This window comes from Saccharopolyspora tripterygii (genome assembly GCF_054778355.1).
This window is the reverse complement of sequence record NZ_BAAGZP010000016.1, coordinates 198,689-212,687: the sequence shown is the minus strand read 5'-3', so window position 1 is coordinate 212,687 and position 13,999 is coordinate 198,689. Positions and strand designations below refer to the sequence as shown.

The 13,999-nt window shown below is 66.0% G+C and carries 13 protein-coding genes and 1 pseudogene; 8 read left to right on the top strand and 6 right to left on the bottom strand.

The annotated features are described in order from the left end of the window. Window positions 1-150 precede the first annotated feature (150 nt). Together ACYVF3_RS13680 and ACYVF3_RS13675 are read right to left on the bottom strand one after the other, a co-directional pair. Window positions 151-1,980, bottom strand: a complete 1,830-nt coding sequence (locus ACYVF3_RS13680; RefSeq protein WP_461154612.1) for an IS481 family transposase — start codon at window positions 1,978-1,980, stop codon at window positions 151-153. Window positions 1,981-2,555: 575 nt separating this feature from the next. Then, entirely contained in the window at window positions 2,556-3,146 is a 591-nt protein-coding gene (locus ACYVF3_RS13675; RefSeq protein ID WP_461154611.1) for a hypothetical protein, read from the bottom strand. 1,250 nt (window positions 3,147-4,396) lie between these two features. Here ACYVF3_RS13675 and ACYVF3_RS13670 point away from each other — a divergent pair. After that, window positions 4,397-4,711, top strand: a complete 315-nt coding sequence (locus tag ACYVF3_RS13670) for a hypothetical protein (protein ID WP_461154610.1) — start codon at window positions 4,397-4,399, stop codon at window positions 4,709-4,711. A gap of 194 nt (window positions 4,712-4,905) precedes the next feature. On the opposite strand, the gene ACYVF3_RS13665 is transcribed toward ACYVF3_RS13670, so the two are convergent. The 3 genes from ACYVF3_RS13665 to ACYVF3_RS13655 form a co-directional block, all read right to left on the bottom strand. After that, window positions 4,906-5,277, bottom strand: a complete 372-nt coding sequence (locus tag ACYVF3_RS13665) for a signal peptidase I (RefSeq protein WP_461154609.1) — start codon at window positions 5,275-5,277, stop codon at window positions 4,906-4,908. Then, the gene (locus ACYVF3_RS13660; RefSeq protein WP_461154608.1) at window positions 5,262-6,785 is read right to left on the bottom strand and encodes a transcriptional regulator; all 1,524 of its coding nucleotides are present in this window, start codon (window positions 6,783-6,785) and stop codon (window positions 5,262-5,264) included. Before ACYVF3_RS13660 ends, ACYVF3_RS13665 begins: the two co-directional genes overlap by 16 nt. 210 nt (window positions 6,786-6,995) lie before the next feature. Next, a complete protein-coding gene (locus ACYVF3_RS13655) occupies window positions 6,996-7,379 on the bottom strand; it encodes a helix-turn-helix domain-containing protein (protein WP_461154607.1) in 384 nt (127 codons plus the stop codon). A gap of 181 nt (window positions 7,380-7,560) precedes the next feature. On the opposite strand from ACYVF3_RS13655, the gene ACYVF3_RS13650 reads away from it, so the two are divergent. The 7 genes from ACYVF3_RS13650 (at window position 7,561) to ACYVF3_RS13620 (ending at window position 13,747) form a co-directional block, all read left to right on the top strand. Further along, window positions 7,561-7,764: a helix-turn-helix domain-containing protein gene (locus ACYVF3_RS13650; protein WP_461154606.1), complete on the top strand. Its 204-nt coding sequence runs from the start codon at window positions 7,561-7,563 to the stop codon at window positions 7,762-7,764. Further along, complete coding sequence (locus tag ACYVF3_RS13645) at window positions 7,764-8,114, top strand: WhiB family transcriptional regulator (protein WP_461154605.1); 351 nt, start codon at window positions 7,764-7,766, stop codon at window positions 8,112-8,114. The genes ACYVF3_RS13650 and ACYVF3_RS13645 overlap by 1 nt, the downstream gene beginning before the upstream one ends. Beyond that, window positions 8,111-8,443, top strand: a complete 333-nt coding sequence (locus ACYVF3_RS13640; RefSeq protein WP_132684210.1) for a hypothetical protein — start codon at window positions 8,111-8,113, stop codon at window positions 8,441-8,443. The genes ACYVF3_RS13645 and ACYVF3_RS13640 overlap by 4 nt, the downstream gene beginning before the upstream one ends. Beyond that, window positions 8,440-9,132 carry a hypothetical protein gene (locus ACYVF3_RS13635; RefSeq protein WP_461154604.1) on the top strand — a complete coding sequence of 231 codons (693 nt, stop codon included), beginning with the start codon at window positions 8,440-8,442 and terminating at the stop codon, window positions 9,130-9,132. The genes ACYVF3_RS13640 and ACYVF3_RS13635 overlap by 4 nt, the downstream gene beginning before the upstream one ends. Then, the gene (locus ACYVF3_RS13630; protein WP_461154603.1) at window positions 9,129-11,279 is read left to right on the top strand and encodes a cell division protein FtsK; all 2,151 of its coding nucleotides are present in this window, start codon (window positions 9,129-9,131) and stop codon (window positions 11,277-11,279) included. Before ACYVF3_RS13635 ends, ACYVF3_RS13630 begins: the two co-directional genes overlap by 4 nt. A 151-nt stretch (window positions 11,280-11,430) precedes the next feature. Then, on the top strand, window positions 11,431-13,251 hold the full coding sequence (locus tag ACYVF3_RS13625; protein ID WP_461154602.1) for a recombinase family protein: 1,821 nt from the start codon (window positions 11,431-11,433) through the stop codon (window positions 13,249-13,251). Window positions 13,252-13,507: 256 nt separating this feature from the next. Then, complete coding sequence (locus ACYVF3_RS13620; RefSeq protein WP_461154601.1) at window positions 13,508-13,747, top strand: hypothetical protein; 240 nt, start codon at window positions 13,508-13,510, stop codon at window positions 13,745-13,747. Window positions 13,748-13,802: 55 nt separating this feature from the next. Here the strand turns inward: ACYVF3_RS13620 and ACYVF3_RS13615 are convergent. Continuing rightward, window positions 13,803-13,999: pseudogene (locus tag ACYVF3_RS13615) on the bottom strand (FAD-binding protein); the annotation flags it as partial.

The following is a 13,999-nucleotide window of genomic DNA, read 5'->3' as shown; positions in this document are numbered from 1 at the left end:
AAATCCCGCCGTCGAGCATGGCGACTCACGCCGGTATCCACCGACGTGAGTCGGAGGCGGTTCTACCAGGCACAACGACATTGATGCGCTGCGTGTGATCCGTCAGTTGATCTGCGACGTCGGTCTGCCACCTGATGTGCGTCACTCGGCCTAGGAAATTGAGGGTGTAGCGGTCCGTGGCCGTTGGCCCTTGAGACTACGGACGGGTTGATCTGTGGTGCGGCGGACGGTGGTGGTTTCGCCGTCGGGCAGGTCGATCGCGATGGTGGTGTCGGCGACGTGGGCGGTCACGGTGTGGTGTTTGTGGGTGCGGCCGAGGGCGATGGTCTGGCCGCAGACGGTGATCGTGCCGACGGCGCTGACGCGGCGTTGCACGGTGACCGGTTCGGTGGAGGGACGCGGAACCGGGCCTGGCGGGCGGGACCGTTGCAGGCGGATCGCGTCGTCGTGGGTGAGCGGGTTGGGGCGGGTGCGCAGGAGTTCGCGGGTGTCGGGGTCGAAAAACAACAGTGGGGCGCCTTCTTCGATGTAGATCCCGATTCGGCGTCCAGCCAGAATCTCCGCAGCCAGCACGAGGTGGGCCCCGAGAGAGACGGTGCCGGCCTTGGCGACGGTGCGTTCGACCTCGACGATCCGACGGACTGCCCGGCTGCCCGGCCCGCCTCGGGATGCGACCGGTTCGGGCCCGGCGGGGATCGCGCCCTGCGAGGCGAGGGTGTCGAGGTCGCTGGTGGCGAACCGGGACCGAAGCGACTTCACCCGCTGCCCGCCGACCGACAGGTGGACCCACTCGCAATCGAGCCAGAACCGCACAATTTGCCCTGAACGGGCAGGGCCGAGCCAGAACTGCCGACCGCCGACCCACAGGTTGCCCGAGGGCGGCACCACCCGGTCCAGCTCGATCGCATCCCCGGGCTGACGCTCCAGCACTGAGGGCTCGACGAGCGACTCCGGCTCTGGGGCTGGCTTGGGCACAAGCGAAGGCGGCACCCACAACTCAAGGTCAGCAGTGGCCGGAACGGCAGGTTGGAATCGGTCGGCTGGCACCACCGGCTGGTGCTCGTCCAGCGCCTGGTGGGGGCGTTCGGTGTTGTATTCGGCCACCCACGTGTCCACGGCGGCTTGCGCAGCCAACAGCGACGAAAACGGGCCCTGCTCGCTGATCTCGGGGCGGAAGGTTCCGTGGAAGCGTTCGACCTTGCCATTCTGGTTCGGCGAGGCGGGTTGGGTCAGTCGATGCGTGATGCCGTTGCGGCGGCAGATCGTGTCGAAGAGCACTTCGCCCCGCTGCGGCCCACGCCCGAACCGACCGGTGAACTGCTTGCCGTTATCGGTGATCACCTCTTCGGGCACCCCATAGCGAGCAAGAGCTTCGCCGAAGGCGACACAAACCGCTCGCGAGGTCGCGCGCTCCACCACGGCGGCCAGCACGCAGAACCGGGAATGATCATCGACCCCGGTGACGATCTTCGCTTCCCGCACCATCCCCGACAGCGGGTCGACGAGCTCGATGCCACCGACGATGTCGATGCCCCACAACTGCATCGGCCCCGGCCTCTCGAACCGCAGGAACGAATCCCGAGGCCGTTTCAGCGGTCGGGCCCGCGCCAAGCCCTGCCGGATCAGAATCCGATCGATCGTGCGCTCCGACGGCACCGCGAGATCACCACGTTGCCAGGGCCCGCCGTGTCGCAGCAGTTCGAGACGGATCCGCCGCGACTCCCACCGCGGATGTTCGCGACGCATCTCGGTGACCACGACTTCCACAGTCTCGTCGACCTGATGCGGACACGAGACAGGGCGATGCGAGCGATCCGCCAAGCCCGCAAGCTGACCCGACAAATACCGCGCGATCCATCGATGCACTGTTGACCGATGCACCCCGAGCTGGCTCGCGATCTCGGTGACCTCCGCGCCCGCCAACACGGCCCGAACCGCATCCAGACGCTGCTCCACGACAGACAAGACGACCAGTGCCAATCCCGGCCTCCCTGAACCAGGGACGTCCCACGGAAACGTCCCGAACGAGGAAGCCGATCATGGCCGGTGTCGCACATCAGCTGACGGACACCTGTCGCACATCACCCGACGGAGCACACTTGATGCACTGTGCGTGTGTTCAGAGTTTCTCTACTTCATCAAGGGCGGCCCCTGCGGGGCCGCCTACCTGCTGTTTCCCTGGCCGGGGCAGCGGGACCCCGGGCATGCGGCCTGGCGGCCGGTCCCGGCGCCCGCGCCCCGGCCACACGGGAAGGCAGGCGGCCCCGCACCGCCAGAACGGTCCACGCTCAGGCGCAAAGAGATGTCCTCGCCGGACGGGCAGGCCAACAGGGTGAGGTGACAGGCGCATCGGCTGCGGTTCGGTCGTGGCTGCTCTGTCCTCACCCCATCGACCTCCACAAGGGCTATCAGCCCGCGTCAAGGGGGCAAGCTTCATGCCGGCATCTCCCGCTGACATCGCCGGTTGCCCCCTTGACACGAGCTGATGAGGGCTTCGCCAGGTCGACGGGGTGAGGACAGAGGCCCTCCCTTGCAGGTGGAGCAGTACGCAGGATCTATTTGTTAGCCCCCTCGTTCTTGCGCGGCTCAACTCCTTTCAGGGGGCGACCAGCCTCTTCGCTGGTTCCCACCTCGCGTCGCATCAGATCGATGATCTCTTTGGCGAGATCCCGCGACGATTTCCACGCTTCATCTCTAAGCTGTAGAAGGTGAGTCACTCGGTCGCCACCTTCGGCCATGGCGTCCTTCGCTTCACGGCTCATTCTGCTCGCGCGGCTAAACTTCCGAACCCAATCTTCTACGTGACTTCTGACTTCTTCGCTGCCGAAGAGGGCAATGCGAGCGTCAAGGGCTGTGCTGTGAAGGTGATCAGGGGTCTCTTCAAAAGGGATTTTCCCTCGATGCTGATCAGTTAGAAATTTGCCGTGATCTTGCATTAGCTTAGCGACGTCTGCATAGGTCTCCGCCCTGCGCTCTTCCCGGCGTCTCTCGCGCGCTGCCCGCTCCTGTAGATCATGAGTCTGTTTCGCAGTTTCCCTCGTCTGGCCGCCTGCGATCTTCGGGGCAAAGATGGCAACTAGGCCCGTCATAATAATGCTGACCAATGGGATCGATTTGTCAGCGAGAAATGCGAGAAAAGCTCCCATGATGAGACCTCATTCGGAAAATCAGGCTGCCTCCTGTGCAGCGGAACCCTCTGTCCTCGTTCCCGTGTGGTCTATCTCCTGTCCGGGCGGTCAAGAATTGACGGTGTAGAGCTTCACAGTAAGCACAGCAGGTCGTCCTTGCGGCGGGGCGGGACTATCTGCGCGCGGCAGCGACCGCTAGTGGCGATATTTAGCACACGTGTTCTATGATCTGGGTGTCGGGCTGGAGGATGGGGAAGATCCAGAAGGCCCGGCGCGGGTCGGTCGCTGCATCTTTCTGGCCGACCCGACCAAACTTCGCGTCGGGCAGGGCACAAGGTGGGGGATGAAGGCGGGGGAGAGTGGCAGGGCACGCGGAGGCGGCCGGACACCCCGCAACCGATCTGGGTCTGCCTTGTGCAGACGCTGCCACCGCAGCGGGGAGTCGGCTACGGCGATACTCCGCTGCGCGTGCGAGCGGGCGGGATCGATATCGCCACCACCGTGCCAGGCGTCCTGCTGGCTTGGCATCAGACGTGCGTCGGCGACTGGTGGGCGCTCGCGACCTTCGAGGTGACGAACCGCACCGGCAAGTCCGGGCTGGTCGTCACTCAGCTAGTCCCAGCGAAAGCCGTCACTCCTCGCGGCGCTTGATCAGGTCACCTCGTCGTGGGTCCACCAGGTACATATCCGGTACAAGTCGGGTTGGCGGCCGTCGAAATGCAACGACAAACGACCACAGCTGTTTTTCCTGGTCAAGGTGCTTCTTGGGGGCGTTGTCGCTGGTTGGAGAACCCCGTGGTGCACTTCATCACCAAGCGCGGTTACCCGTCGTGTGCGGGGCAGTCGCCGGGCTGGCATTGCCGTCACGCTGAGACAGCTCCGCCAAGCCGGGGCAGGCACTAGCCCGGCGGGCTCGCCATTCGTCAGTCGTTCGTCAGTAGGCCAAAAACGAGCGGCAAACGTCGAGAAGTTAAGAACAACGTCTTGGCAGGTCAGACACCGTTTCGAGCTCGAAGCCGCAGGTAGCGAATCCGCTGGTAGTCGTTCCGCTTCAACTTCTGATCGTCGGCCACAGGGCAGGCGCGGGAGTCTGTCCACCTGACGGCGGGTGTACTCGGGTGCAACCACGACTGGCGATCTGTCGCACATACGTTCTTGGCCCTGGTTGTCGGGCTCGAGGATGGGGAAGATCCAGAAGGTCCGTCACGGGTCGGTCGCTGCACCTCTCTGGCCGACCCGACCAAACTTCGCGTCGGGCAGGGCACCAGGTGGGGAAAGAAAGCGGGGGAGAGTGGCAAGGCACGCGGCGGCGACCGGACGTCCCGCAACCGATCTGGATCCGCCTGGTTCAGGTCCTGCCGCCGCAGTGGGGTGTTGGCTACGGCGACACTCCGCAGCGAGTGCGAGCGGGCGGTATCGACATCGTCACGACCGTGCCCGGCGTCCTGCTGGCTTGGCATCAGACCTGCGTCGGCGACTGGTGGGCGCTCGCGACCTTCGAGCTGTCGAACTGCACCGGTAAGTCTGGGCTGGTCGTCACTCAGCTGGTTCCGGCGAAAGCCGTCGCTCCTCGCAGTGCTTGATCGGCCCACCTGCCGTGCACCTTATGTGTACGAAACGACGAAAAACGTCCGCAGATGACCCACCACGATGGGCATTTGCGGACGCGATCCATGCTGATCATGAGCCGTGCTGGCAACCGGTGTCAGACGACCGCAGAGACGGAACCTGTATCCGTCAGATTATGGGCCCTGGGCGGTACGCACAATGTCACGCGCTAGTTCGATGCAGATGGCCATCGCACGGTGACGACTACGGCGTCAGTGAGGGCTTCCCAGGAGTGGTCGATGCCGGGGCCCCAGACCGCGTAGTCGCCCTGCTTCGCGAGTTCGACCGTGCCTTCGGTGAGGTGCAGGCGGAAGTGGCCTTCGACCAGGAGGAGCATGGTGGTGCGCTGGTCGTCGGTGGTCCATTCGGGGCGTTTGTCGCCGGCGGGGTGGACGCCCCATTTGACTTCGAGGTCCTTGGTGGAGCGGACTCCGCCTTCGGTGGGGTCGATGAAGTGGCCGAGCAGCCAGCCGCGGGTTTCGCTGCCGTCTTCTGCAGCGTTTCCGTGGTGCCAGTTGCGGCTCACTACCGAACCTCCCATTCGATCGACGGCAGACTCACCCGGTCGCCGCCGATCTGGGCGAGCCGTCGAAGTCCTTGCAGCAGGGCGAAGAGCCCTTCGTTGCTCCACGCTACATCAGCGATGAGCTCGGAAATCAGGTCGCTATCGCGGCTTGAGTACTGGTGCAGGCCGGCCGCTTCCCAGTTGGCTTCGACCCGGCCGCCGTATCGCTCCCAGAACTCCTCGTCGTCGATGACGATCAGGCTGGCGAACTCGAAGTTGCCGCTCAGGAGGTTCAGGCCGAACCCGGTGCACTCCATGCGGAGTCGGCTCGGATCCTCCATGAGCCATCGCATCGGCTCCGACACCCGGCTCGGGTGCATCGGGTCTGCGGAGCGCTGTTCGTTGGTGGTGTTGTCGATCTCGTCTCGGCCGAAGAGCTCTTCCTCGACCTCCCGCCGTAGGGTCGCGCCGACCTGAGCGTCGACGCGCAGATCGGTCATCGGCTGGTGGAAGCCCTTGGGGATGACCGCGAGCCGGCGTGCTGCATTGAGCACGTTGCCCGAGCGCTCTTGCACCAGGAGCACGTAGTCGGCCTCGCCGCGGAACGGACTGGCAGGCCGGGCGATCGCGAACAGGGCGAGCGGGCCACCGGCGCAGAGCCGGTTGGCCACGTCGGTCACGGAGGCGATGTCGGGCAGGTACTGGTCGCGCAGCGGTAGGGACCCGTGTGCCGTCGTGGCGTCGGATGAGATCGCGTCGACCAGCTCTCCCTCGAGCAGGTCCATGGTGACCGCGTACTCGACGAACCGCGACGTGCCCACCAGGCCGTTGATCGCATCCGGCGAGGGGGAGATGTCGAGCAGGCGGTAGAGCGGCTTGTCGACCAGCCGTGTGCCCATGGCCAGGGTTTCCGCCAATCGCTGCGCCGCGCGGCCCGCCGCGCCGGAGTCCAGCTCGGCGAACACGTGGCGCGCCGAGCTGGTGACCTTGAGTCGGTCGTGCCTCGCGAACAACGGGCACGCAAGATCGAGCCAATCAGAGCAGGTCAGAACGCTCGTCTCAGCGTGGGAATCGTCGTAGCGGGCCGCATACCGGCCATGCTCGCCGGCCTTCGTGCCGTAGTACTTGCCGAGCACGTCGGCGACGCTGCGCTGGTCAACGCGCCCTCGACGGCTTGCCCTGGCCTCCAGCTCGCTCACATTGAGGCGCGCGAGCCGCCACGCAACTTCCTTGCGCGCGGTCCCAGGCATCCATCCCGCGTGTTCGTCCAGCCAATCCAGTGCCGCGCCGATGTCGGGGTCAGCGCTCAGCCGCTTCTCGGCATCGGCCGCTGCGGCTTCGTCGACCGCCGGCTCCGCCGGGGCATCGGCGGTGTCCTTCACCAGCTCCGCGAACCGGGCCTTGATCGCGTCGTCTTCCTGGGCCAGGGCCGTGTCGAGGGTGCGCTGCATCTCCGACTGCGGGCGGCGGTTCGGCTTCTCGTGCCAGCCGGCAACCGTGCGCAAACCGATTCCTAGATGGGCGGCGAACTCGTCGTTGCTCATTCGCATCGCCGCTTGCAGCGCGCAGGCAGTTCGCCCCGTCCAGCTGGACACCACATTCATCGCGTTCGGCCCTTCGCGGTGGGTTTGTGCACTGGTTGAGCATCGGTTGAGCACTGGCTGAGGGGTTTTCGTGCATCGATTTCCCGGCGGATTCGGCCTGGAATTGGAGGCATGGAAAACGAAGCAATCAGCAAGCGGAACCACCCGGCGCTAACGGTTCTTGCGGACGTGCTCGATGACCGTCGCGAGGTCGCCCTTGAGGTCGTCGAGCCGCTCGGTGATCTCTTCCATGCGCTGCTCGAGCGAGTCCAAGCGGGACCAGACCGTGTCGGCGCTGTCCGTGATCGGTTCGTCGGCTTCGGGTGGCTTTCGGCCCTGCAGCAGGAAAAGCAGGTGTTGGGGGTGCCAGCCGAGCGCGATGGACAGCGACTCCAGAGTGCGGGCGCTGCGTCTGCGCTCCACCACGTGGTGCTGGATCTCGCGGACGATCGCCTGCGAGACGTTCGAGCGCTCCGCGAGCTCTCGCTGTCGCCAGCCGAGCTCGTTCACGCGCTCGTTGATGGCCTTGGCGACCGCCGCCCAGTCTTCCGACACCTATTCCTCCGCGCTCCGCCTTCGCGCAGAGGTTAGCCGTTCCGTGACGCATTTCGTGACATGACCGCGCCTGAAATGGCGCGGCCCGGATTTCTCATACTTATCGAGAGCTGAAATCAACTATTAAATGTTGAAATCAGCTTCTCAATCTTTCGAAGGGCTTTCTTCAATGGGTACTTCCATGCCGAAAAACGGGCGCCGCGACTTCCACTCGGTCCGCCGGGCCGCCTGGATCCTCAACCTCCCGTCGTCCGCCATCTCTCGTGCCATCCGCGTCGGGGAACTGCGGGCCGAACCCAGGAACGGTCGACTCGTCATCCCCGCGAGCGAGCTGACCCGCCTCCTGTCCGGTGCCGCGGTGGCGCAGGACGGAGGTCGGAAGTGATGACCTCCTACAACGACCTCTGGCTGATCGGAATCGCGTGGCGGCTCGACCGTCTGCGCTGGGCACCGACGGCGCTGCTCACTGGCTGCGTTCGCGGCCACGGGCTCTGCATGGCGGAGTTCCCAGCCGACGAACCCGCCTGGCTGGACCAGCAGCTGACCGACCGCGAGCTCGCTGCTGCGATGTGTCAGGGCTGCCCAGTCGCAGACGAATGCCTCGAACTGGAGCTCCGCTCCGGCGGTGCCGACACCGTCGGTGTCTGGGGTGGGCTGTCGGCGGACGACCGTCGGGAGCTGCACCCGCACTGGCTTCGCCGCGGCGAGCGTGCCGAGAGGGGTGTTGCGCGATGATGCTCCAACTGACCCCTGTGGAAGTCCTTGCTGTGCTCGGCGGCTTGTTCGCCCTGGTCATGGTGTGGCGGGCGAGCGCGAAGGCCACCCGGCGAGCCAGCGAAGCCGCTCGAACGAGCGTCCGGTTCATGTCCCTGACCGGGCGCGTGGTGGTCACGGCTGCGGCGATCGTCGGCGTGCAGTGGATCGTGATCAAGCATCCGGGAAACGAAGGACTGCTGCTCGCGGTGCTCGGAGTCCCGGCTCTGTTCGCGTCGTACACGTTGACAAGAGCGCTGACCGTGACCGCCGTCGACATGCCGCAGCAGAAGAAGGGGCGGCGTCGATGAGCGCGCCGCAGACAGCGGGTGAGCGGCACCGGCCGCTCACCCGCCCCGACGCCGAAGCTGTTGAACAGGTGCGCAGGCAGGTCGACCGATTGTGCTGGAGCGGAATCCTGCTCGGCCTGGCGTTCACCATGACCAACGTCCAGAGCTTCGCCGCCAACGGTGCTGCGGCTTGGTCGCTGCCGTGGTTGGCCGCGTGGCTGCTCGATCCGATGGTGTCGCTGGTGCTGCTGGCGATCCTGCGGGCCGAGCAGGTCACCGCCCGGTATGGGATTCGCACCGTCGGCTGGGTTCGTGGTGCTAAGTGGTTCACGCTCGCGGCCACGTATGTCATGAACACCTGGGGTGCCTACGCGGCCCGCAGCGCGGACATGGTGGTCCTGCATTCCGTGCCGCCGCTGGTCGTCTTCGTCGCTGCCGAGGCGGTGACCGATCTCCGGGACAAGCTAACCGCGGCTGTCCGCGCGGCGTCCGTGAACGCCGATGGCGAGCCGGTGCCGGGACCGGTTGTCCCTCGTTCACAGGACTCCAAGCGGCGCATCTCGTTCGACGAGTACCTCGGTCGGGCCCGGGAGGCGTGGAGTCCGGACACCGCGGTCACGCCAGCTTGGATCCGCGAGGTTACCGGTTGTTCGCGCGGACTGTCGTCCAGGCTCGCGGCTGCGCTGACCGCGGAGGTGGAGCAGCGATGAACGAGAACATGACGCCTGCTCCGGCGGCGTCGGGAGAGGTAGAGCGCCAGATCTTTGACGCCGAGCTCATCGACGACGTCCCGGAGTCGGAACCGCATCTCACCCGAAAGCAACGGTTCATGAACTGGTGGCTGCGTTCACCGCGCGTACCTGCGGCGCTGAAGTCGCGCCAGGCCGCGAAGCACGCGGTCGTGGACGGGTTGGCGTTCCTGATCCGATCGCCTTGGCGGTTCGTCCGGTCGGTCGGGCGGGGGCTGGTGGCTGCGGTCCGTGGTTGGCGGCAGTGGGTCCGCGTTCACGACTACCGTGAGGCGGCCGAGCAGTCCGAGAAGCTAGCTGACAAGTTCGTGGAGATCCGTGAACTCACCCTGTTCCGCTGGAAGGTGACCGGTGCAGTCACGTTGGCCGTCGGCGCCGTGCTCGCGGTCGGGTACGCGGTATACGGCGGACACGCGATGTGGGCTGCCGCCGGACTCGCCGCGGTCGCTCTGGCCGTGTACGGACGGAGAAAGGACGGGGCGCCTGGGCGCAAGCCCGTGCTCGCCGGACCGCGGACGCTGACCTGGACCATGGATCCGCAGATCCTCGTCGACGCGTTCCGAGACGCGAAGCTCATCGGGAAGGACGAGTCGCTCCGCCTCGTCGAGCGCGCAGCCCACGATGGCTCCGGTTGGGCCGTGACCGTTGACCTACCCGCGACGCGCAAAGCTGCCGACGTTCTCAAGCGCCGCGACGCTCTCGCTTCGGCTCTGGCGGTGGACGAGCTGCAGCTGATCGTCGAGCGAGTCCGGGGGAGAGGTGGTCACGCCGGCCGGGTGTTCCTGTGGGTGGCTGACGAGGATCCGTACTCCGGTCCTGCGCTGCGGTTCCCGCTGTTGGACATGGAGTACTGGGACGCCTGGCGGGCCATTCCGTTCGGGAGGGACGCGCGTAGTCGGCGGATCGATCTCCAGCTGGTGTGGACGTCGCTGATCGTCGGATCGATCCCTCGGCAGGGCAAGACCTGCGCCAGCCGACTGCCCGCCGCAGGCCTGATCCTCGACCCGTTCACGCAGATGTACGTCTTCGACGGCAAAGGCGGAAAGGACTGGCAGGCAGCCGAAGCCGTCGCACACCGCTACGTCTGCGGCGACGAGCAAGAACAAGCCGAAGCCGTCCGCGACCACCTGGTCGAGCTGGTCGCCGAGGTACAGGCGCGGTTCTCGCGGATGTCCGGGCTGGACGACGAGATCTGCCCGGAATCGAAGATCACCCCCGCCATCTCGCGGGACCGCGAACTGGGCATGCCCATCACCGCCGTGATCATCGACGAGGTCCAGGTCTACCTGGAGAACCCGACCAAGGAGGAGATCGGAGGCAAGAAGACCACCCTCGGCGCCTACATCGCCGACCTGCTGACCTACCTCGCCCGGAAGGGACCGGCAGTCGGCATCGTGGTCATCCTGGCCACGCAGCGACCAGACTCCAACACCATCCCCTCTCGGCTTCGCGCCGTGCTGGGTTCTCGCTTCGCGCTGCGGGTGATGGACTGGCGAGACTCCAACATCGTCCTCGGCGAGCAGATGAACACCCGAGGCTTCGACGCCTCGACGCTGCTGCCCAGCCACAAGGGAGTCGGCATCCTCCGCCCCGACGGTGAAGCCGAATCCGGCGGCGACACGGTCGCGGTGACGGTCCGGACCTTCTACATGGACAACGCCGAGTGGCGATCGATCTGCGAACGCGGCCGAACACTGCGAGAGGCTGCCGGCACCCTGAGCGGCCATGCGGCCGGCGATGACAGACCGCGCGCGATCGACCGGGCGGCCGTCGTCAAGGCGCTAGGCAGCGGACCTGGCGGATCCGACCGCACGCTCGTCGAACTACCTGAGCCGCTCGCCTCTGTCGTCGACTACCTCGGAGACGAGCTCGACCAGCGCGAGTTCGTGCCGAGCGCCGAACTGACCGAAGCGCTGGAAGTCGAACCCGGCACCTTCGCCAAGCAGATGGGCCAGCTTGAGTGCCGACCGACCAGACACCGGTTCCCGGACGAAACCGGTGAGCTCCGACGAGTGCGCGGCTACTTCACCGCCGACATCCGAGCCGCCGTCGACCGCATCTCTGATGAAATCAGCTCAACAGGTGAGTCGGAGGCTGATCAGCAATGACGGCCGACGATCGAGATCCGGATGCCATCACGGTACGGGTTCCAGACGATATGCCTGTACTAACACCGGAAACGAGCCGCATACTGCTAGCAATACTGATCGAGCTGACCGAGGTCGAGGCTCCGGATGGGCCTCCGAGCGAAGGGATCACATGACTGTTGAAATCAGCGGAGACCCCTGGTCGACGCTAGATGAGCTGCTCGGTGTAGACGCGGTCGAGCCAGTTGAGGAGGGGATCGGTCCGGTGGCGTTCTACGGACGCTGCTCGACCGAGGACAACCAGGATCCGGAGACGTCACTGGGGTGGCAGCTCGGGAACGCCAGCAAGTTCGTCGAGCCGTTGGGCGGCACGATCGCGGCCGAGTACTTCGACATCGGGCAGTCGCGGTCGGTGCCGTGGGAGCGTCGTCGAGAGGCCCAGAGGTTGCTTGCGGCGCTGAAGGACCCGAACCGCGGGTGGAATGCGGTCGTGGTGGGTGAAGGAACTCGGTGCTGGTTCGGCAACCAGTTCTCCCTGATCGCCCCGAAGTTCGCCGCCCACGGAGTCGAGCTGTGGGTGCCGGAGCTGGGCGGGAAGTTCGACGAGCGCAACCCGTCGCACAAGATGTTGATGAACGTGCTCGGCGGCATGAGTGAGTCGGAGCGCCAGCACGTGCAGGCCCGGGTGCGGGCGGCCATGGACGCTCAGGTGCTTAATGAAGGCCGCCACCAGGGCGGTCGGGCGCCGTACGGCTACAAGGTCGTGGACGCCGGCCCACACCCGAACCCATCGCGCGCCGCCGACGGATACCGGCTGAAGGTGCTCGCCATCGATGATGAGGTGGTCGATGTCGTGCGCCGGATCTTTGCCGAGTACCTCGGCGGCAGGGGAGACCGCGCGATCGCCAACGGGCTGAACCGCGACGAGATCCCGTGCCCGTCGGCTCGGCGGCCGGAGCAGAACCGGCACCGGCTGGCTGACGGGTGGCAGGGCAGCACGGTCAGGGCGATCCTCGAGAACCCTCGCTACACCGGCTACGCCTTCTTCGGGCGCTGGACCAGGCAGGAGCAGCTCATCGATTCGGACGATGTGGCCGCCGGGTACGTGATCCGCTTCCGCCGAGCAGGCAGCGAGTCCGTCGTGCGCTCCCGGAAGCCTGCGCACCCGCAGATCGTGAGCGTGGAGGGCTTCACCCAAGCCCAGCTGCTGCGGCGTTCGAAAGGCGCGGGGAAGTTGCGGGCCGCTCGCAAGCTGGAGCGCAGTGGGCGAGCCACGAAGCGGACGTATCTGTTCCGAGGTCGGGTCCGATGCGCGGTGTGCGGTCGGAAGATGGAAGGCAGCCCGCGGGCGCACGGCATGTACTACCGGTGCCCGGCTCGAACGCTCGCCCCAGGATCGCCGGTGCTGGCCGAGCACCCGCCTGCGGTGTACCTGCGGGAGGACCTACTTAGGGACTCGATCAACGGGTGGCTGGGTGGCCTGTTCGCACCGGATCAGATCGATCAGACCGTGGCGGCGCTGGTCGAGTCACAGGAGTCGCCCGGGGACTCGTCGGTGTCGCACGAAGCGGCCAAGACGCGATTGGCTGACGCCGAGGCTCGGCTGCGCCGGTTCCAGGACGCGATCGGTGCCGGAGTCGACCCCGCCGCACTGACCGATGTGATCAACACGGCCCAGGCGGAACGCGCGGCAGCTCGTGCCGAACTGGAGAACACACCGACGAGCGGCGGAGCGACCTCCGAGGCCGAGGTCTACGCGATGGTCGATTCTCTCGGCGACGTCGGTGCGGCGCTGTCGAGCGCCAAACCCGAGCGGCTGGCCAGCCTCTACGAGTCCGTTGACCTGCAGGTTCGGTACGAGCCGGGTGAGAGAGCTGCCGAAATAAAAATTCACCCGGCGAACCGGGTGAATAGTGTGCGTGTCCGAGGGGGGACTCGATCCCGCAAGTGCGTGCGATTTCCCGTGTTTGGTGAAATCACACCAAAACTGTAGCAGGCGGCGCTGTGCCCGTGTGCGAGTTTGGGTGACCGTGTGCGGGGAGTCGACGGGCGGCGTTTGTCGGCGTGTTGCGGGCAGCGTCTTGACGCCCTGCCGGACTGGTTGTGGGTATTCAGTGGGCGTGCTGTTCGGGTGGTGTGGCGAGTCGGACGTCATCCGCGGTGTGCGAGGACGTTCGTTGAATGCTTGATCAGCGGTCTGGAATGCGGGGTGCCCTATTGTGACCGGAACAGCAACACGGAACCAAGCGTTGGCCGCTGGTGTGGTTCGCCGTCGCGAGGCTGGCAGGTGGAAAGTTGCCGAGGAAACCATCGCCGGGTACGGGACGATCGTGGCAGAGTGCTTCAACATGAGCTGTTCGCGCTGGTGGTCCTGGACCAAGCGCCCCCGCGCCGCGGCCATGCTGGCCGCCGCGCAGCGACCGGATCGTGGGTTTGATTCCGTGGTCATCGGCGCGTACGAGCGCGCCTGTACGGAGATCAGTTCCTGACAGTGCTGGCGATCCTGGCGGAGGTGGGAGTGTGACCTGGAAACAGGTCACCGACGACGATCGTATTCGAGGTGTGCATGCCCGCCCTGTGTTGGATTGCACCGGAGATACCGAGGGTGATGTAGTGCTGCGGTGAGACGTTTTTACTGGCCTGACCGACAACTGGTGCGGGTAGTCGCCCGAGTCCACTGCCGCACTCACCGCGGCCCCCAGGGAGTCGGCGAGCTTCTCGACCACGTCGAGGTTCGCGGC